Raw genomic sequence first — 18,991 nt, 5'->3', positions numbered from 1 at the left:
CGATACCCTCCGTCGTACACTGGCCGCCTTTCCCTTCCTGCGCACCCGATGAATCTTCCCCTGCATTTCGGCCTGCTCGGTACCCTGGAAGCTGGCGCCATCGCATTGCTGGTTGGCCTGCTGGTGTACCTGCTCTGGCATCGGCTGTGCCGCCTGCTGCACTGGACGGTAGGCCATGCCATCGGCTGGTCGTGCGTCATCGCCGTGGTGATCTCGGCCGGCATCGATGCATGGAAGCTCTTCTACATGGGAATCGTGCGGCTGGAGTCGCCGCTGTATGCGCGGTTGTTCCTGGCCACCATCCACGATCCGAACGAACTCGGCAGCCGCGTGGTGCTGGAGATTGCCGGAGCGCTCGCCGGTGTGGCGCTGGGATGGGTGTTGTTCAGTTCGCGGTCATCGTCCCAGAACGTCGACTGACGCAGGTTTTTCGTTGCCTGCGGGTTAAATCCAAGGGCGTTGAATGTTCGCCTTATGGGCCGATCACTCCACCCTAACCACCGCGCTAATGCATGCACGCCGGGCAGTGGTTAACCGCGCGTGTGGATGCCGGTCGCGGCGCAAAATCGATTCAGAAACGGGGTGGCAGGGTAGGTGCCGTGCGGAAACAACAGGCCGCGCAACACCACCCCAAGGAGACATCCCTGATGACCATTCGCAACCGCAAGCCCCTGATCGCCCTGATTGTCGCCGCCGGCAGCGTACTGGCCATTCCGGCCATGGCACAGACCGCGCAGCAGCAGGCCGCACAGGCGCAGAATGATGCAGCGCAGGCCCAGCAGGCCGCCGCGCAGGCAGGCCAGGCCGCGAACCAGGCCACTGACGCAGCGGCGGCCGCGTCGGCGCAGGCCAGCGGCGGCGGCCAGACCTGGGCCAGCATCGATACCGACGGCAACGGCACCATCAGCAAGTCCGAGGCACAGGTCAACGCCGGCCTTGCCCAGGTGTTCGACCAGGCCGATGCCAACAAGGACGGCGAGCTGAGCGCCGATGAGTACAAGGCCTATGTGGCCGCCCAGCAGGCCGGTGCCGGCGGCGCCGCACAGGGCCGCTGATCCACCGTTGATTCGGGACAACCGGTGCATGGGTACCCGGGCGGCGCCAGCCGCCCGGGTTTTTTTCGCCCTCGCCGCGCCTGTATCCTTGTCCGATGAACACCTCCACGCCTGCGCCCTCGCGCGCCATCGGCCTGGTCGGTTTTGACGGTGACGACACGCTGTGGAAGAGCGAGGACTACTACCGCAAGGCCGAGCAGGACTACCTTGACCTGCTGTCGCGCTACATCGACGTGCACGACACCCAGACCGCCCGTCACCTGCTGGAAGTGCAGCAGCGCAACCTGGGCGTGTTCGGTTACGGCGTGAAAGGCATGGCGCTGTCGATGATCGAGGCGGCCATCGACATCACCGGCCAGCGCATCGACGCGAAGGACATCCAGCGCATCCTCGACATCGGCCACGACACCCTGCGCCATCCGGTCGAGCTGATCGACGGTGTGCGTGAATCGGTGGCGGCCATCGCCGAGCACTATCCGGTGGTGCTGATCACCAAGGGCGACCTGTTCCACCAGGAACGGAAGGCACCCCCAAGCAGGAGGTGTGCCAAGAACTCTAAGCGATTGAATTGTATGAGTTCCGCTTTGCGGATACGCCGGCGCAAGGGGCGTTCATGTAGCCCGATGGAGCCCGATGTAAGCCAAAATTGCCTCGGTTTTGCCACGATTTCGGGGGCGGCATGATCCGGATCGTGGGGTTCGACGGGGACGACACCCTGTGGCGCAGCCAGGAGTTCTACGACCAGGCGCAGCTGGATTTCGAGGCGATCATCGCCCGCTACATCGACTTGGACTCCGCGGGGCTGCGGGCAACGCTGTTGGCCACCGAGCGCGGCAACCTGGCCCAGTACGGCTATGGCGTGAAGGGCATGATCCTGTCCATGGTCGAAGCGGCCATTGATCTGACGGGTGGTCGGATCGAGGCCAAGGACATCCGCACGATCATGGACATGGGCAAGGACCTGCTGGTTCATCCCGTGGAGTTGCTGCCGGGCATTGCCGAAGCCGTCGAGCAGGTCGCCCAGCGTTTTCGCATTGTCCTGATCACCAAGGGGGATCTGTTTCACCAAGAGCGGAAGGTGGCGCTGTGCGGATTGACCGCGTTTCAGCGCATAGAGATCGTGTCCGAGAAGGACGTGGCCACCTATCGCCGGCTGCTGGACGAGTTCGAGGTCCAGCCCCACGAGTTCGCCATGGTGGGCAACTCCCTGAAATCGGATATCGCACCCGTAGTCGAGCTGGGCGGATGGGGTGTGTATATGCCGTATCACGCCACCTGGGAGCATGAGGTCCTGCACGACTTTGACGGGGCGGGTCGCGTGGTGGAAGTGGACGGCGCAGCTCGGATCAGTGAGGCTTTGGACAGGATGATGTCGGGGGCCTGATGTCCGAACGCATGCTCGATCTGTTGATCCGGCAATGGCCGGGCAAGACGCATTTGTCGGCAGAAGAGACGGCCAAGGTTCTCATGCAGCACCCGTACACGGTGCGCGAGCGGATGCGTAACGGCGAGCTTCCAGGGGCCGTGAAGCGCGATGGCACTTGGAAGATGCCGCTCCCGGACCTGGCCGAGCATTTGGAGCCCACGCCCAAGGCGCCACAGATCCCGTCGCCTCCCGTCATCGTGGGCGGCGCCCGACGCCGCAAGGCGGTCGTCATGAACTACCACCGCGACCGCTTCTGGGCGCAGGTGGCCCGAGCCTTGGGCGACATGGAGGCCGCCGACATGCTGGACCAGGCGGCGCAGTACTTGTACGACGGCGAGGTACGGGAGTACCTGGTCGAGCGCGCTGAGCGGCGCAGATTGCTATTGGCGGGCACAGCCAGGCGGGCCAGAGGTCTTGCGGCGTCTAGCGAATCGCCTGGCGACTTGTAGGCAGTTCGCCTCGCGGCGATGATTTGGCCCTGACCGGGCGGCTTCTTGCGCCCAACGCTAGGGACGGCTACGGCCCACCCTTGCGCTCACTGTTTTCGGGGGCCGAAAGACCATGCGCCGGTCCCCCACCGTTTTTGGGGACACCATGGCCGAAACCACCATCCACCACATCCTCGACGAGCTTGCCGAGGCCGCCACCGACTACCGCGACAAGGGCGGGAAGTTCGAGCGCCTGATGAAGGCGTACTTTCAAGCCGACCCTCTGTATGTGTCGCGGTTCTCCGACGTGTGGCTGTGGAACGAGTGGCCCGACCGCAAGGGCAAGGCTGACACCGGCATAGACCTGGTGGCCCAGGAGCGCGATACGGGTGCCTTGGTGGCCATCCAATGCAAGTTCTATGCGCCCAGCTACACGCTGCAGAAGGGCGACATCGACAGCTTCTTTACTGCGTCGGGCAAGTCGCCGTTTGCCAGCCGCCTGATCGTGTCCACCACCGACAAGTGGAGCAAGCACGCGGAAGACGCCCTGGAGGCCCAGCAGATCCCGTGCGCCCGCCTGCGCGTAGCAGACCTGGAAGACAGCGCCGTTGATTGGTCCAAGTTCAGCCTGGCCAAGCCTGACCAGGTGGTGCTGCGCACCAAGAAGAAGCCCTTCAAGCATCAGCACGCGGCATTGAAAGCGGTGGCCGATGGGTTCAAGTCCTACGAGCGCGGCAAGCTGATCATGGCCTGCGGCACGGGCAAGACCTTCACCTCTCTCAAGATCGTGGAGCAGGAAACGCCCAGCAACGGCCTCGTGCTGTTCCTGGTGCCCTCTATCTCGCTGCTGTCCCAGACCTTGAAGGAATGGACGGCGCAAGCCACCGAGGAGATCCGGGCGTTTGCGGTGTGTTCGGACACCAAGGTGGGCAAGCACTCCGAAGATATCGCTGTCCACGATCTGGCCTTCCCGGCCACGACTGACGCCAAGCGGTTGGGCCAGGTAATGGCCGCGCGGCCCGCAGCAGACACGCGCCGCACGGTGATCTTCTCCACTTACCAGTCGATCGATGTCATTTCCCAGGCCCAGAAGAAGCACGGGGTAGGGGAGTTCGATCTGATTGTCTGCGACGAGGCGCACCGCACCACGGGCGTGACGCTGTCGGGTGAGGACGAAAGCGCATTCGTGCGCGTCCACAAGCCCGACTTCCTGGCGGCCAAGCGTCGCCTGTACATGACGGCCACGCCCAAGATCTACGCCGACGAGAGCAAGACCAAGGCCGACGAGGCGGGCGCGGAAATCGCCTCCATGGACGACGAAACCAAGTTCGGGCCGGAGTTCCATCGCCTAGGCTTTGGCGAGGCCGTCTCCCAAGGCTTGCTGGCCGACTACAAGGTTATGGTCCTGGCCGTGGACGAGAAGTCCGTCACCAAGACGTTCCAGAGCCAGCTGGCCGACAAGAACAAGGAGCTCAACCTCGACGACGTGGTGAAGATTGTCGGCTGCTGGAATGGATTGTCCAAGCGCCTGGCCACCACGGATGGCGACAACACCGCCCAACTCGATCCACACCCCATGCGCCGGGCTGTGGCCTTCGCCAAGGACATCAAGTCTTCCAAGCACCTGGCCCAGCTGTTCCCGGAAGTCGTGGACCAGTACATCGACGGGTCCGATGACGATCTGCTGCGTTGTGAGGTTCAGCATGTCGACGGCACCTACAATGTGCTGCTGCGCAACCAGAAGCTGGACTGGCTGAAAGCCGAGTCCGAGGGCAACACCTGCCGGATTTTGTCCAACGCTCGTTGCCTGTCCGAGGGTGTGGACGTACCCGCCCTGGACGCCGTGCTGTTCCTCAACCCCCGCGACAGTGTGGTGGATGTGGTCCAGTCCGTGGGCCGCGTCATGCGCCGCGCTGAGGGCAAGAAGTACGGCTACATCATCCTGCCCATCGGTGTACCGGCAGACCTCACGCCCGAAGAGGCGTTGAAGGACAACAAGAAATACAAGGTGGTCTGGCAGGTGCTGCAGGCGTTGCGCGCCCACGACGACCGCTTCAATGCGCTGATAAACAAGATCGATCTGAACAACGATCCGGGTGGCGGCAAGATCAATGTCATCGGCGTGGGTGGGAAGAAGCCCGGTACCGAAGGCGAAAAGGGTGATGGGCAGGGCGGTCAGCAGATGGGCTTTGCCTTCCCGCACTTGGAAGAGTGGCGTGAGGCCATCTTCGCCAAGATCGTCAAGAAGGTGGGAACGCGCAAGTATCTCGAGCAGTGGGCCGAGAAGGTTGCTGACATTGCCCAGCGCCACATTGACCGGATCACGCTGCTTTTGGCTGAACCCGACAGCAAGGCCAGTAAGGCCTTCGCCCAATTCTTGAAGGGTCTGCATAAGAACATCAATCCGTCGATTTCAAAGGACGACGCGATTGAAATGCTGGCCCAGCACCTGATCACGAAGCCCGTGTTCGAGGCATTGTTCGAGAACTACCAGTTCTCCAAGAGCAACCCAGTGTCCGTGTCCATGGACAAGGTGTTGAAAGTCCTCGAAGGCCAGGCGCTGGACAAGGAAACCGAAAGCCTAGACAAGTTCTACGCCGACGTGCGCATGCGCGTGGAGGGGGTGGACAACGCCGAGGGCAAGCAGAAGGTCATCACCGAGCTGTACGAGAAGTTTTTCAAAGTGGCCTTCAAGAAGATGACCGACCGGCTGGGGATCGTCTACACCCCCGTCCAGGTGGTGGACTTCATCATCCGTTCGGCCGACGACATCATGCGCAAGGAGTTCGGCCAGGGCCTGGCCGACGAGGGCGTGCATATCCTAGATCCCTTCACCGGCACGGGCACGTTCCTGGTACGGCTCCTCCAGTCGGGATTGATCCCGCCCGAGGCGGCCAAGCGCAAGTACGCGACTGAGCTGCACGCCAACGAAATCGTGTTGCTGGCCTACTACATTGCTGCCATCAACATCGAAGAGGCGTACCACGGGCTGACGGGCGGAGACTACACTCCGTTTGACGGCATTGTGCTGACTGACACCTTCCAGATGGGGGAGGGCGAAGGTCAGTTCGAGGAAGTGTTTCCCGAGAACGACAAGCGAGCCAAGAAACAACAGAAGACCGATATTCGGGTGATTATTGGTAATCCACCATACTCGGTGGGTCAGGCCAGTCAGAACGACCAGAACCAGAACGTAGCCTATCCGCGCATGGACGAGCGGATTGCCGAGACCTATGCAGCTCAAGCTGACGCCTCGTTGCTTCGCAATTTGTACGACAGCTACATTCGGGCTATTCGCTGGGCCAGCGATCGGGTGAAGGATCGAGGTGTTGTTGCTTTCGTCACCAACGGCAGGTTTATTGACGCAGGTTTCGCCAGTGGGTTGCGCAAGTGTCTAGCCCAAGAATTCAGTAGTGTTTACGTCTTCAACCTGCGCGGGTTCGTGAAGGGACGTGTGGGCGACGACGCCAAGAGGGAAGGCGGGAATGTCTTTGACATTCTCACGGGTGTTGCCATCACATTGCTGGTCAAGAACCCGGACGCCGAGACCCACGGGCAGATCTTTTATCACGACATTGGCGACTACTTGTCCAAGACTGAGAAACTGGCCGCAATTCAAGACGCGGGCAGCATATCGGGCTTGGAATGGCACGCCGTTACGCCCAATGCAGAGGCCGACTGGATCAATGTCCGCGACCCAGCGTTTGCTAGCTTTATGCGCCTGGGTGACAAGGATGATCCTCACGGGACAAGGGTCTTCCAGACGTACTCGCTCGGGGTCAGTACTAACCGGGATGCCTGGGTATACAACTTTTCCAGCGTCAAGCTTGAGGACAATGTTCGGAGCACGATTGACTTCTACAACTCGCAGCTGCGGAAGTACGCCAAGGCAGTCAAGAATGCCGTAGGCGATCCGCCTGCGGTTGACCAAGTCATTGATAACAACTCCAAGAAGATCAGCTGGACAGTCAACCTAAAAGAGGATATTCGCAAGCAGAAAGAACACGAGTTCGGGAATGGACAGATCGTGAAATCCACCTATCGTCCATTCTGCAAGCAATATCTGTATTTCAGTCGTGCTTTCAACGAGCGCGTACTGTTACAGCCGAGACTGTTCCCTCGCGCGGATCTGGTCAACCTCGTGATTTCAACCACTGGCGTGGGTGCACGGCGGCCATTCTCGGCGCTGATCACTAACTTCGTGCCAAATTTGCACCTCCAGGACACCGGCCAGTGCTTCCCGCTGTACTACTACGAAGAAGTGCCCAAGGATGACCTCCTGAGTCAGTCCGGCGAAGACGGTCTGGTGCGGCGCGACGCCATCACCGACCAGGCCCTGACCTCTTTTCAGAAGGTCTATCAGGACAAGAACATCACCAAGCGAGACTTGTTTTATTACGTCTACGGGATCCTTCACTCGCCCGAGTACAAGCAACGCTTCGAGGCGGACTTGAAGAAGATGATCCCGCGCATTCCCTATGCCGGCGACTTCTGGGCGTTCTCGAAAGCTGGCCGGCAGTTGGCCGATTGGCACCTCAACTACGAGACGGTCGAGCCGTACCCGCTGGGCCAGGCAGGTGAACTGCCTCTGGGTGACGACTCCCAGTACAAGGTGACCAAGATGGCTTGGGTCAAGAACCGGTTGAACGGCAAGCTGGTGGAGGACAAGACGGCGTTGAAGTTCAATGCCAAGACCATCCTGACCGGGATTCCGCCCGAGGCCCACGAGTACGTGGTCAATGGCAAGCCCGCCATCGAGTGGGTAATCGAACGCTACCAGGTGTCGCCGGACAAGGCGTCCGGGATCGTCAACGACCCCAACGACTGGGCCATCGAACACAATGACCCGGCCTACATCGTCAACCTGGTCAAGCGGATCTGCACGGTGTCAGTGGAGACCATGAAAATCGTCAGGGCGCTGCCGCCTTTGAGCGAGCGGAAGTAGATGGCCTAACGACAGGGGCTGCAAATGAAGGTTGAAGGGAAGAACTTGGTATGACTTTCGCCGGAAGATAGCTACAAGAGGGCGGTTCTGACGGCCCGGAAGGACCCTTTGCGATTGGGTGACCGGTTTGACGGTCTGCTTTTTTGCGGCATATTTCTTCCCGAAGAACGAAGTCAAGGATCAGGATCTTCCATTGGCCGTACGTCACCCCTACTACGAGCTAGTGAAAGAGGCGGCATAGAAAGCTGACTGACGTCAGGGGCGCTTGGGCGGGACGATACACGGCGAGTCAGGAGGGCCAGGTGTGAGCGAGGAAGACGGAATTTACGTTGCCAACAAGGTGCCGGGGCGCATTTATGGTTCGTCCGCGTTCCCCGTAAAGGGGCTGGTCAAGGACGGCGCGCGCTTCACGGAAGTGGTTCGGAAGTTGCGGTACCTGGATAGGGTCTTCCCCGACATCGAAGGCGACGCGCTTGGAGTGGTCAAGCACGAGGTGGTTCTTCGGACCACGCCAACCGGCAAAAGGCAGATCAAAATGCTGTTGGTGGAGGACCCCCGGCGGATCAAGTCGATCCTCCTGCAGTCGTTTGACATGAGCGAAGGAAAGGATAGCCCGAGCCGGAATGCGCACTTCCTGATCACGGGCAAGGAGATCGATGAGCTGGTTGAGCTGGCCATGCTTGCCGTCAACGCCGAGTTCCGGGCCGAAGACAAGTTCAGAATCGGGATCGATCAACTCAGCCGCTTCACGCTATCCAGGGACGCAGCCAAGCAGCTCATCGGCAAGAACGAGCAGTTGCTGGAAGACATCCTGACCAGCGAAGTCACTGAGCGTGATCTGGTCGCCGTTGCCTACAGGCGCCGGCAACTCGACCTGTTCGAGCGACTTCTGTCCGACGACACGTTCTTCGACGAGCAAGCAAGCCAGGTGCGAGGCCCCGAGGAGGTTTGGCAGCGGTTCTTTGAGGCCAACCACTGGATCTTTGGCGGCTCGCTGTTTTTCAACGCAGCAGGCGCAATCGATGAGGGCAAGCTGGAACGTGTGGTGGCCGGGGCAAGCGTGGTAGGCCCAGGAAAGCGAGCGGACGGGTTGCTCAGTACGCGTGGACGAGTTGGCGCGCTGTGCTTTGCGGAGATCAAGACCCATCGCACAAGGTTGCTGCAAAAGAGCCAGTATCGGCCTGGTGTCTGGGGCCCCAGCAGCGACCTGACAGACGCCGTGGCCCAGTCACAAAGGACGGTCCATCTGGCCGAAGCCAATATCCGCGAAGCGCTACGCATTGTCGACGACGAGGGCAATCCGTTGGGGAAGGAAGCCTATCTCATTCACCCACGGTCGGTGCTGGTCTGTGGCGACCTCCAGGAGTTCGTGGCGGAGCACGGAGTGAACCGCGAGAAGTTCGCCTGTTTTGAGCTTTTTCGTCGACACCTTCAGGGTCCAGAAGTGGTCACGTTCGACGAGCTACTCGAGCGGGCGCGCCTGCTGGTAGAGCAAAATGGATAGCCCTTCCAGCTGCCCTCTCTCAGGTTTGTCTTGAACATGCCCGCGTTCCGGAGTTGCGAGCATGACTGATCCACGCCTGGCCCAGCTGGCCAAGTACCTTGCCGATGTCGAATCAACCACCACCCAGGCCGACTTCTGGGCTGGATGGGATCGGGTTGCCGGAGATCTATGCCAGCAGGTCTGGGCTGGCGGCGCAGACCCGGGTATGGGCGAGGCATACACGGAATTGCTAGGGGACGCTGACGACCCTGGCCAAGCCGTACCACCGGAGCATGGCCAGCCATGAGGGACCACAACCGCACCTCGCCAAAAAGGAAGCTCCCACCCTTGGTCAAGGTCAAGCTGGCTGCCATTGCGTTGGTGGCAGTATTGTCTGACCGCATGACTGACAAGGAGGCAGGTCGGTTCCTTCGTGAAGCCACCGGCACTCAATGGTCATTGCTGACCTGCATGCAGTACCTGTCGGGCAAGGAAGCACTGTCAGCAATAGCCGCATTGCCCGATGACTGGGCAGAGGACGGCATGACGAAGGACGCGTTGGGTCAGGCCACCAAGGTGGCAGCGTTCGCCGTGGCCAATGCCCACCCCGAAGGTACGCCGCTTTGTGCCAGCGACCTAGCCAAGCAGTACCAGGGTAGGGGGGCGATCTAGGAATGACGGGTTTGCAGGACGACGAGAAGGCGTTGTTTGAGCGCATGGTCAACGACGCCATGCGCGTGTTCGGGTATGGCCGCCCCAAGGCCGAGAAGCTGGTCAAGGGCGTGATCCCACGGATCCGACACCAGGCCCAGATCCAGAAGGAGCGGCAGAAGAAGGCGACGCGCAAGAAGAAGGTCCATGGTAGCCAGAAGCGGAATGGGCCCATGACACGCGAGGAAATCGCCAAGCTGCCTCCGGTCGTTCCTCCACGTCCCCCGCCGCGCAATGCCAAGGAACGCTTGGAGCGCGCCTTGGGACCGGATGAAGGCGAGCGCAGGCGTCGCAGGGGCAGCCCTGTTGTCCAGGGTGGTAGCCCCGGGCTAGGGCGGCGGCGCTAGCTCCTACCCGCGGGTCCCATGGCAAGATGGCCCCAAGGACAAGGGGAGTGAGGGACTGGGGTAGCGGATGATCGAGGGGATTCTGGCTTGGCAGGCCATCATTTTCGTTTCGATTGCTCTGGGCGGGCGCAAGCGAGGCTGGATCGTCGGGTTCTGGGTGGTCTGGACCCTCCTGCAGGTGTTCGCTCTGTGGCTATCCGTTATCCAGTTCGGCACGATCTGGCTTGCTTGGTCGATATTCGGCAGCAAGACTTCCAGCGCTGTTTCAGCTCCTCAACCGCCAAAGCTTGATCCCGCGGTCGAGGCCGAGCGGCTGGCCAAGCAAAAGCGTGAGGACGACGAGTTCCAAGAGGCGCACAGACAGTGGATTGGCCGAGTGTCTGGGGCTCTGGGCGCTGGGCGATGGATCCCGAACGGTAGTGTCGGGAGATTGCTGGCCAAGTACCCAGCACCTAAGCACGCCCGCAAGACCTGGAAGCAGGCCGTCGGCGAGTCGACACCCGAAGAGACCTTGCGTCTTCAGTTCTACAAGTTGAATGCCCAACACTTGGCGCGCCAGAAGATTGCACGCAAGGACTTTTTCGCCACCGTGGAGAAGAACCCACTCACGGACGAGCAGATCCACGCCTGCGTATGCATGGATGACGCGGTCATGGTCGTGGCCGCTGCAGGCTCTGGCAAGACGTCCACGATGGTGGCCAAGACCGGGTATGCCTTGCATGAAGGCCTGGCCGCGCCGGAGCAGATCTTGTTGTTGGCTTTCAATCGAGCAACTGCCGACGAAGTAGGACAACGCATTGCCGAGCAGCTGAAGGGCGTACCGCAGGTCGAGAAGGTCAGGTCCAACACTTTCCACGCCTTCGGCATTGATGTCATCGCCAAGGCTACTGGCAAGAAGCCATCGCTGGCCCCGTGGGTAGACCCGAGTAATCCCGGCGCCGACGTGCGGGAGGTGGGCGACATCATTCGGATGCTGTCCGAGCAGGACAAGACATTCAAGCGCGACTGGGACCTGTTCCGGACGGTGTACGCCCGAGATGTAGGCAAGTGGGGCCAGCCCGACGAGCCGGAAGCCTACGCCAATGGCGTGCGAGGCTTTCGAACGGCCCGGGGGGAGGTGGTCAAGAGCAAGGAAGAACGCACGATCGCCGACTGGCTGTTCTACAACGGCGTGAGCTACGAGTACGAACGACCCTACGAACACGAGACGGCCGATCACCAATACCGGCAATACTTCCCCGACTTCTACTACCCCGACGCCAAGCTCTACCACGAGCACTTCGCCCTGAACGAGAAGGGCCAAGCGCCCAAGCATTTTCAGGACTACCTGTCAGGCGTGAGGTGGAAGCGGCAGCTTCACGCCAGGATGGGGACAGCACTGTTTGAGACCACATCGCATGGTCTGTTGACTGGCGACGCTATCCCAGCCCTGGAACAAGCGCTGATTGAGCGGGGCGTGCAGCCTGCCTTCGATCCGAGCAAGGAAGTCACAGGCCTGCCGCCCGTCCACGAGCAAGACCTGGCCCGGTCGTTCCGGGTGTTCCAGCAGCACGTGAAGAACAATGGCCTGACCCATCAGGATCTGCTGGCAGCGCTCCAAGCCCAGTCCAAGGACGGCTTTGGTGCACGCCTGCGCATGTATCTGTCCATCTACGAGCGGATTGCGGCCGAATGGGAGAAGCGCCTGCAGCGGGGTAACTTCATCGACTTCGAGGACATGCTGATCCTGGCCGCGGGACATGTGGAGTCAGGCGCATACAAGAGCCCGTATACCCTCATATTGGCTGATGAGTTCCAGGACAGCTCGCGCGCCCGTATCCGGCTGTTGAAGGCCTTATCCAATCAATCCGATCCGCCCGCGCACCTGTGCGTGGTGGGTGACGACTGGCAGGGTATCAATCGCTTTGCGGGCTCGGACATTACGGTGATGACCGAGTTCGAGAAGACGTTCGACAACGCCACGCGCCTGTCGCTTAGTACCACCTTCCGGTGCCCCCAGGATCTTTGCGACGTGTCCAGCCAGTTCGTCCAGGCCAACCCGGCGCAGATCAAGAAGAAGGTCAAGACGACCAACCCGCTGACCAAGACCCCCATGCTGGCCTATGGGTTCGCGAACCAGGACAGCATTGCCGGCTACGTCGAAAAGCAACTGGGCCACATGCACCAGTTGGCAGTTGAAGGAAAGGTGACGCCGGCCAAGGGGTCGCATATCACGGTCATGCTCCTGGGGCGCTACCGCGATGACAAGCCCACTGCGCTGGAATCCTGGCAGCGCAGGTTCGGTGACAAGTTGAAGATCGAGTTCCGCACCGCCCACGGCTCCAAGGGGTTAGAGGCCGAGTACGTCTTCGTCCTCAACGTCGTGGAAGGTACGCGCGGCTTCCCCAGCCAGATCCAAGACGACCCCGCGCTGCAGCTGGCCATGCCGGCGCCAGACCCGTTCCCGTTCGCCGAGGAACGCCGCCTGTTCTACGTGGCCATGACCCGCGCTCGCAAGCAGGTTCGGCTCTATACAACGCTGGGCCAGCCCTCGCGGTTCCTGGTGGAGCTGGCCAAGAAGGAACACATCAGGATCGAGCCCATCGACGGCGAGGCCCTGGAACCATGCCCGGAATGCGGTCGCGGGGTCTTGCAGTTGCGATCAGGCCCTTACGGCGACTTCCACGGATGCAGTCGCTTTCCTGCGTGTACCTTCAAGCGGAAGGTGGACCAAGGCGCGGCCACCCCAGCCCAGCCCAGAACACGTGCCCAGCGGCTACCGGCCAACAGCAAGGCGGGCGACCAATGCCCCGTGTGCAGACGAGGCGTCATCCAGTCGAGGACCGGGCGGAATGGACCATTCTTGGGCTGTTCCCGCTTCCGCGAAGGCTGCAAAGCTACTGGAAACCTATCGAGCTGACGGGGCCGTATAGGGGTTCCGGACGAGGCCATGGCTTGCGCTTGCCGCTCAGCGCGTACCGCACTGTGGTGGCAGTCGCACCCACCCGGATAGCGATTTCCTTCACTGAAAGGCCGTCAGCTTTGTATTGCTGGATGCGGGCTTTGCGCAGTTCAGACACCGGGCCTCCCAGCCCGGCTTCACGCAAAATCGCGGACACCGTAGATGGTGACATCTCCATAGCCTTGGCAATCTCACTCACTGACCGGAAGTGGCGCTTGCATATCCAGCAGACCTTGTCGCGCATCCAGTAGGGATACTTGCGAGGGCGGCACATTACGAGTTGGCCCGAGTCCGCGCCCGCGAAAGAGAAACGACCGTACCCGCAGCAAGGCCAACAGGTAGCGACAGTAGGAAGGCGGGTCCATCGGGCATTCCGGCCAGCATGAAGACCAGGCTGGAGATCATCACGGCTGCCAGATAGGCATTCGCGAATGCTCGGGACTCGCGCTCAAAAGCTTCTTGTTCAATCTTGGTCATGACTGCGGGAGGACTGGGGAAGGTACTCCCAGCATGGCTGGAAAGCCGATTTCGGCAACCCCTGATCTTGCGACACTGCACGCAATCTCATGAACCAGTCGATCAAAAGCACTTGTTCGGGTCATTGCCCCGACCATGCGACTTGTCGGTCGCAGCTCTACCCCCGGATGTTTCTCTTGGCCTGTTCTAGCTACCCGAAAGGTTGCCGGGCGACAGGTAACAGTCGTTAGAGGGAGGCGGCTTCATCTATTGCGCCACCTGCACCGGTCGCAAGTTCGGCCAGGTCGTCCGGAATATACTTCGAGTGTGCGCGTTTCAGGTAGGCAAGTTCACTATCGGAGTCAGCCTGATAGTCCAGTTGCTGACTGAAAAAGTTCAGCCGCGCCCGCGCGTCGTTCAAGATCTCGGACCATGTCTTAGCCCAGACTGTGATGCTCGAATCGTCGCTTTGGAAGACGACACCCTCGGGCCTATCCTTTTGTCGGCTCTTGAGCTTGGCGTACTCATCCATCTCATTGGAGACCACCATAAAAGTCCATTTGGTCCGCTTCTGGTCGAAACGTGAGTCCTTAGCTACGGCGAATGCGTAGCTCTCAATCTGGGCAAGCACTTCTGAGTTGATCTTCTGCTTCGGGCGCTTCAACTCAACTACCAGATACTCGTGGCAGCCTTGGGTTGGCTGAATGGAGCGTGCCAGCATCAAGTCGATTCGCCCACCCTTGTCATCTTCACGCAGGACGGGGTCGTCCGATTCGTCGGCGTCGTCCTCGCGCTTGCCCAGCTTGCCGATATGGATGGCAAGAGCGTCTTCCAGCGTCTTCTCGGATCCTGCCAGGTTGAAGTCCTCCTTGAAGATCCATGACTCCACTTCCAGCGCCTTGTGGAGTTGATCGCGTTCCAGAAGCCGTTTCTTGCTTTCCCTGTTGAAAAGCAGATCGCTAAGTGCTTCCACAAAGTTCAAGCGGTCCGCCACGATCCTGGCCGACGTGATGATCTTGGACAGGGTCGTCTTCTGAAGAAGGGTCGCCAGGTCATCCTGTTCCTCCTTCTTGAGATTGAGTACCTCGTCCATGATCGTGCGAACCGAATCCGGGTTCTCGCGAATGGCCTGTGCCAGCAGCCGGAACGTGAATTTCTTGGATTTGGAGGGGGCCTCATCGAAAGAGGGAAGGTGGTCCTCCACATTCACCGCGAGGATATCGAAGACCTGACGCTCGATCTGCTCGGAGGCGTTGACTTCGGCCTTGTCCTCGTAGGGGTAAATCTTCTCGTCTTTCCAGCGCTGGATCGTTTCACTGCGGTGCTGCAGGATGCGACGCCGGAAATGCTCGCGAACCTTGACTTTGACGGCGCCAAGGATGTCGGCCACATCCTGGTTGAGATCGGACAGGACAAGGGCTCCTTCCTTGTCCAAGTCGCGGAAGTGATCCGATTTCACGTACACCGTGAAGTTGTATCCAGGCGCCTTGATCTGGGGGCCGATCGTGACTTCATGGAGGGAAACGCCTGCCTTGTCGCAAAGCTCGAACACGCGGTCTGTCTGGACCGACCATTCGACGATCGTGATAGACACTGGAACCCGCTTTCCGCTTTGGAGTTCGACTTCGCCTAGGTGGAAGTCTTCCTTGTAGTTCTGGACGGAGGCCGGATCGATCTTTTCGCCGTTGTAGTACAGCGTCAGGCCCGGGCTTTCCGTCAAGTAAGCGGCGAACTGCTTGGTGATCTCCAGTGCTGCCTTGTCGCTCGTCAGGGACGGGAAGTTGGAGTCAAGGTTCTCGATGACGACCTCGGTACCGAGGATCGTGGTGTCGGCATCCGTTGGCTGCGAGGCGCTAAAGCCTGTCAGTTGGCTTGCGCGGCCAGTAATCGTGTAGGTCTTGAATGCCTTTCCATCGAGATAAGTGGTCCGCCATTCGACACTCTCACCTAAGGCAAAAGCACGGAAGCGACCCTTGCCATTCTTGCCGTGGAGCGTCCGGCCCTTATAGCGGTGAGATTTGGCCTTCCATGAGTCGCCCAAACCACCGAACAACGCATCGACTTTGCTTCGGTCTATGCCGTCGCCGTCGTCTGCTACACGGATGGCATGGAGCCCATTGAGTTCATTCGGTTCCAGAATGACCTTGACGTGCTGGGCGCCTGCGTCAAATCCGTTCCAGATTAGCTCCGAGACTGCCGTGATCGGGCTGACGTTGGACGCCAGCGACTTCAAGAAGTCTGGCTTGGCCTCGATCTTGATATCCATGGATTGGTTGTCGGCCATACCGTAGAGCGCTCCCCAAGTGGTAGTTCGCCGTCCTGGCCCGGACAAGCCGGCTGCGGGTATGGGGGAGGTGGCCATGAACGGTGAACGGCTAGAGGATACCGGGGCAGAGTTGTTCGGGCTATGCCCGCTCTGCGGACTCTGGGCCGGGGCCATCTCAAGGCCTGCGACCCCGGTTCGGCCTCATCGTTGACGGCGACCTCGGGGCATAATCCAGTTGTCAGGGGAGATCGGAGCGGGGAATGAAGTCGGAGACTTGGACGATCCAGCAGGTGTTCCAGGATCGGAAGCAGTACAAGGTGCCGTTCTACCAGCGGGCCTACGTCTGGACTTTGGAGAAGCAGTGGCCGTTGCTCTGGGCTGATATCAAGGACAAGGCCGAGGAGCGGCTGGCCAACACCCAGCCTGCGCCGCACTTCCTGGGCGCCATCGTGGTCGAGCCCCAAGAGAAGGTGGGCCTGCGGGGCGTGGATACTCTCCACATCATCGACGGCCAGCAGCGCCTGACCACGCTGCAGTACGTCCTGGCCGGCATCCGGCTGGCCACCCGCGAATTGAACATCACCGACTACGACTCGTACTTGGCGGCGGTCTTGGACAACCCCAATCCCACTACCATGGCCAATGCCGAGGTGGAGGTGTTCAAGGTCTGGCCAACATTCTCCGACCAGAAGGCGTTTGTGTCGGCTATGACCGCCGACAAGCTGGCCACCTTGCAGGCGCGGTATCCCGCTCACTTCACCCAGGCTGGCACCTTCCGGCGTATCGGGATTGTCCACCCGCCCGCGCTCAATGCGATCTGGAACTTCGCCGAATGGGCCAAGGCTTGGATCGAGGCCAATGGCGGGACGGACGCCGTCGAAGCCCTGGTCATGTCGGTGCTAACCGATCTGAAAGTGGTCCTGATCCAGTTGGAGAAGGGCGACGACGCCCAAGTCATCTTCGAGACCTTGAATGGGCGAGGGGCCGAGCTCCATGCCACCGACCTGATCCGGAACCACCTGTTCATGACAGTGGACAGCAGCAAGGAAGATCCGGCGGCGTTGTATGAAGCGAAGTGGAAGCAGTTCGAGCAAGACACCTGGAAGGTCGCCGAACGGCGCGGTCGTATCACCAAGCCGCGCCTGGAATGGCTGATCTTCTCGGCCATCCGTGCCCAGACAGGGCAAGAGGGCGACCTGGCTCGCCTGTACGTCGATTTCAAGAACTTCGCCCAAGGGCTGTCCACCACCGAGCAGTTGGCCATGCTGGACACCTACGGCAAGCACTACCTGCAACTGATCCAAGGCAAGGGCGACTTGCCGGTGGCCCGGTTCGGGCGGCGGCTCCAGCCGTTCGACACCACGACCACCCACCCGTTGGCCTTGCGCATATCGACAGCTGACGTGCCCGACAGCGAGAAGACCGCGATGTTCAACGACATCGTGTCGTACATCGTTCGTCGTGCTGTCTGTGGCCTGACCCCCAAGAACTACAACAACTGGTTCATGTCGGTACTGCGTCAGTGGATCAAGGGCGAGCCCACGCGGGAAGCCTTGAAGGACCTGCTGGCGTCATCACCGAACAGCCCGGCGGCGCGCTGGCCTGAGGATGACGAGTTTGTCCACGCCTTCCAGACGGCACCCACGTACTACGGCAATCTGGACGCGGGTCGGTGCCGAATGCTGCTCACGGAGCTGGAGGGCTGGTTGCGCCTGACCAAGCGCACGGAAGAGCCCATCATCCCCGACCTGTCCAATCTGGACATCGACCACATCCTGCCCAGGTCGTGGTACGAGCATTGGACCTTGCCCGATGGCAGCAAGGCCACGTTTGCCGAGAGCCAGGCCGCCGAGCAGCAGGAGTTGGTGGGATCTGTCCTGTCGGATCACTACCAGGCCATTCGCCGCCGCGCCAAAGCCATTCCCACGTTGGGGAACCTGACGCTGCTCAACCTGTCGGTCAATCGCGAGGCCCAGAACAAGGACTTCGCTACTAAAAAGCAACTGCTGATCGCCAACACTGTGTTGAGCCTCAATGGCGACTTGATGGCCCGCGAAACCTGGGATGAGGACGCGATTGCAGTTCGTGCCAAGCGTCTGGCAGACGCGGCCACGCAACTGTATCCGCGCTGACAAAAGGACTCCCGGATTGCTCCGGGAGTCCACCAGACTATGAGATTCGACCTGCCGATCGAGCGCTTCGTGATGGTCGGCAATTCGCTGCGCTCGGACATCGAGCCGGTGGTCACGCTGGGGGGCTGGGGCATCCATACGCCCTATGCGGTCACCTGGGCGCACGAGACCCAGCACGGCGTGGCCGACGACGAGCCGCGCATGGTCAGCGCCGATACCGCCTGGGACTGGCCGGCCGCACTGGCCGCGATCGAAGCCAAGGCCAGCGTCGCGGCCTGACAGGGCGCGACGGCTGCGGCAGAATCGGGGCATGAATGCTCGCCTGCTCACGCTGCTGATGCTCCTGCTGCTGGCGCCGGCCACCGTGCTGGCACAGCAGACGGCCGAACGCTCGGCAGCCTATGAGGTGGACACCGGCGACCGCTGGATCGACGCCCAGCTGCGCGACATCAACCACTACGCCGAGCGCTACCCCGATGCCTTCCTCGACGAGGTCTCGCGCTATGCCGATGTGCCGCGTGGCTATGTCAGCGCGCTGTTCAGCACCCACGGCTGGCAGGCGGGTGATCTGTACTTCGCCTGCTTCTGGGCCAAGGCCAGCGGCCAGACCTGCCGCGACAGCGTGCGTGCCTTCAGCCGTGACCCGGCCGGCGGCTGGCAGGCCGTGGTGAAGCGGATGCCCAAGGCACCGGACAACCTGCACTACCGCGCCGTGCGCCACGCCATCGTGGCCAGCTATGAGCATTGGGACCGGCCGATCACCCTGGATGCCACCCTGAAGCGCCAGCTCAACCGGTAGCG

The 18,991-nt window shown here is 60.9% G+C and carries 13 protein-coding genes and 2 pseudogenes; 13 read left to right on the top strand and 2 right to left on the bottom strand.

The genetic code is table 11. From position 1 onward, the window contains the following. Positions 1–48 precede the first annotated feature (48 nt). The 10 genes and pseudogenes from ACVOJ1_RS11215 to ACVOJ1_RS11170 all read left to right on the top strand — a co-directional run bounded on the left by ACVOJ1_RS11215 (position 49) and on the right by ACVOJ1_RS11170 (position 13,294). Positions 49–420 carry a hypothetical protein gene (locus tag ACVOJ1_RS11215; protein WP_053519653.1) on the top strand — a complete coding sequence of 124 codons (372 nt, stop codon included), beginning with the start codon at positions 49–51 and terminating at the stop codon, positions 418–420. Between the two features lie 227 nt (positions 421–647). Continuing rightward, positions 648–1,055, top strand: coding sequence for an EF-hand domain-containing protein (locus tag ACVOJ1_RS11210; protein WP_065175425.1), 408 nt, complete (start codon positions 648–650; stop codon positions 1,053–1,055). Between the two features lie 95 nt (positions 1,056–1,150). Continuing rightward, positions 1,151–1,579 (top strand): annotated as a pseudogene (locus ACVOJ1_RS11205) (HAD family hydrolase); the annotation flags it as partial. A 155-nt stretch (positions 1,580–1,734) separates the two neighbouring features. Continuing rightward, positions 1,735–2,439, top strand: coding sequence for an HAD family hydrolase (locus ACVOJ1_RS11200; RefSeq protein ID WP_346480440.1), 705 nt, complete (start codon positions 1,735–1,737; stop codon positions 2,437–2,439). Further along, complete coding sequence (locus tag ACVOJ1_RS11195) at positions 2,439–2,930, top strand: hypothetical protein (RefSeq protein WP_346480439.1); 492 nt, start codon at positions 2,439–2,441, stop codon at positions 2,928–2,930. The genes ACVOJ1_RS11200 and ACVOJ1_RS11195 overlap by 1 nt, the downstream gene beginning before the upstream one ends. Positions 2,931–3,075: 145 nt before the next feature. After that, a complete protein-coding gene (locus ACVOJ1_RS11190; protein WP_346480438.1) occupies positions 3,076–7,854 on the top strand; it encodes a DEAD/DEAH box helicase in 4,779 nt (1,592 codons plus the stop codon). Between the two features lie 304 nt (positions 7,855–8,158). Continuing rightward, on the top strand, positions 8,159–9,358 hold the full coding sequence (locus ACVOJ1_RS11185; RefSeq protein ID WP_346480437.1) for a Shedu immune nuclease family protein: 1,200 nt from the start codon (positions 8,159–8,161) through the stop codon (positions 9,356–9,358). 327 nt (positions 9,359–9,685) lie between these two features. Beyond that, entirely contained in the window at positions 9,686–10,009 is a 324-nt protein-coding gene (locus tag ACVOJ1_RS11180) for a hypothetical protein (RefSeq protein ID WP_346480436.1), read from the top strand. Positions 10,010–10,020: 11 nt separating this feature from the next. Continuing rightward, positions 10,021–10,395 carry a hypothetical protein gene (locus tag ACVOJ1_RS11175; RefSeq protein ID WP_346480435.1) on the top strand — a complete coding sequence of 125 codons (375 nt, stop codon included), beginning with the start codon at positions 10,021–10,023 and terminating at the stop codon, positions 10,393–10,395. Between the two features lie 67 nt (positions 10,396–10,462). Next, positions 10,463–13,294, top strand: coding sequence for a UvrD-helicase domain-containing protein (locus tag ACVOJ1_RS11170; protein WP_346480434.1), 2,832 nt, complete (start codon positions 10,463–10,465; stop codon positions 13,292–13,294). A 315-nt stretch (positions 13,295–13,609) separates the two neighbouring features. On the opposite strand, the gene ACVOJ1_RS11165 is transcribed toward ACVOJ1_RS11170, so the two are convergent. Then, positions 13,610–13,813 (bottom strand): hypothetical protein, encoded by a 204-nt coding sequence (locus ACVOJ1_RS11165; protein ID WP_346480433.1) that lies wholly within the window; start codon positions 13,811–13,813, stop codon positions 13,610–13,612. 226 nt (positions 13,814–14,039) lie between these two features. Continuing rightward, complete coding sequence (locus tag ACVOJ1_RS11160) at positions 14,040–16,058, bottom strand: ATP-binding protein (RefSeq protein WP_346480432.1); 2,019 nt, start codon at positions 16,056–16,058, stop codon at positions 14,040–14,042. 260 nt (positions 16,059–16,318) lie between these two features. Here ACVOJ1_RS11160 and ACVOJ1_RS11155 point away from each other — a divergent pair, with 260 nt between their 5' ends. The 3 genes and pseudogenes from ACVOJ1_RS11155 to ACVOJ1_RS11145 all read left to right on the top strand — a co-directional run bounded on the left by ACVOJ1_RS11155 (position 16,319) and on the right by ACVOJ1_RS11145 (position 18,989). Next, the gene (locus tag ACVOJ1_RS11155) at positions 16,319–18,190 is read left to right on the top strand and encodes a DUF262 domain-containing protein (protein ID WP_346480431.1); all 1,872 of its coding nucleotides are present in this window, start codon (positions 16,319–16,321) and stop codon (positions 18,188–18,190) included. A 45-nt stretch (positions 18,191–18,235) separates the two neighbouring features. Then, a pseudogene (locus tag ACVOJ1_RS11150) lies at positions 18,236–18,469 on the top strand (HAD family hydrolase); the annotation flags it as partial. Positions 18,470–18,500: 31 nt separating this feature from the next. Then, the gene (locus ACVOJ1_RS11145) at positions 18,501–18,989 is read left to right on the top strand and encodes a hypothetical protein (RefSeq protein ID WP_053519656.1); all 489 of its coding nucleotides are present in this window, start codon (positions 18,501–18,503) and stop codon (positions 18,987–18,989) included. The last annotated feature ends 2 nt before the right edge of the window (positions 18,990–18,991 follow it).

The organism is Stenotrophomonas sp. STEN225 (genome assembly GCF_056756445.1).
The sequence above is the reverse complement of the archived record's forward strand: the minus strand, read 5'-3'. Positions and strand labels throughout refer to the sequence as shown.

What these genes read in the sequence shown, in the direction of transcription:
- ACVOJ1_RS11215 (WP_053519653.1), top strand. Translation starts at nt 49, where the DNA reads ATGAATCTTCCCCTGCATTTCGGCCTGCTCGGTACCCTGGAAGCTGGC.
- ACVOJ1_RS11210 (WP_065175425.1), top strand. Translation starts at nt 648, where the DNA reads ATGACCATTCGCAACCGCAAGCCCCTGATCGCCCTGATTGTCGCCGCC.
- ACVOJ1_RS11190 (WP_346480438.1), top strand. Translation starts at nt 3,076, where the DNA reads ATGGCCGAAACCACCATCCACCACATCCTCGACGAGCTTGCCGAGGCC.
- ACVOJ1_RS11170 (WP_346480434.1), top strand. Translation starts at nt 10,463, where the DNA reads ATGATCGAGGGGATTCTGGCTTGGCAGGCCATCATTTTCGTTTCGATT.
- ACVOJ1_RS11155 (WP_346480431.1), top strand. Translation starts at nt 16,319, where the DNA reads ATGAAGTCGGAGACTTGGACGATCCAGCAGGTGTTCCAGGATCGGAAG.
- ACVOJ1_RS11200 (WP_346480440.1), top strand. Translation starts at nt 1,735, where the DNA reads ATGATCCGGATCGTGGGGTTCGACGGGGACGACACCCTGTGGCGCAGC.
- ACVOJ1_RS11160 (WP_346480432.1), bottom strand. Translation starts at nt 16,058, where the DNA reads ATGGATATCAAGATCGAGGCCAAGCCAGACTTCTTGAAGTCGCTGGCG.
- ACVOJ1_RS11145 (WP_053519656.1), top strand. Translation starts at nt 18,501, where the DNA reads ATGAATGCTCGCCTGCTCACGCTGCTGATGCTCCTGCTGCTGGCGCCG.
- ACVOJ1_RS11165 (WP_346480433.1), bottom strand. Translation starts at nt 13,813, where the DNA reads ATGACCAAGATTGAACAAGAAGCTTTTGAGCGCGAGTCCCGAGCATTC.
- ACVOJ1_RS11195 (WP_346480439.1), top strand. Translation starts at nt 2,439, where the DNA reads ATGTCCGAACGCATGCTCGATCTGTTGATCCGGCAATGGCCGGGCAAG.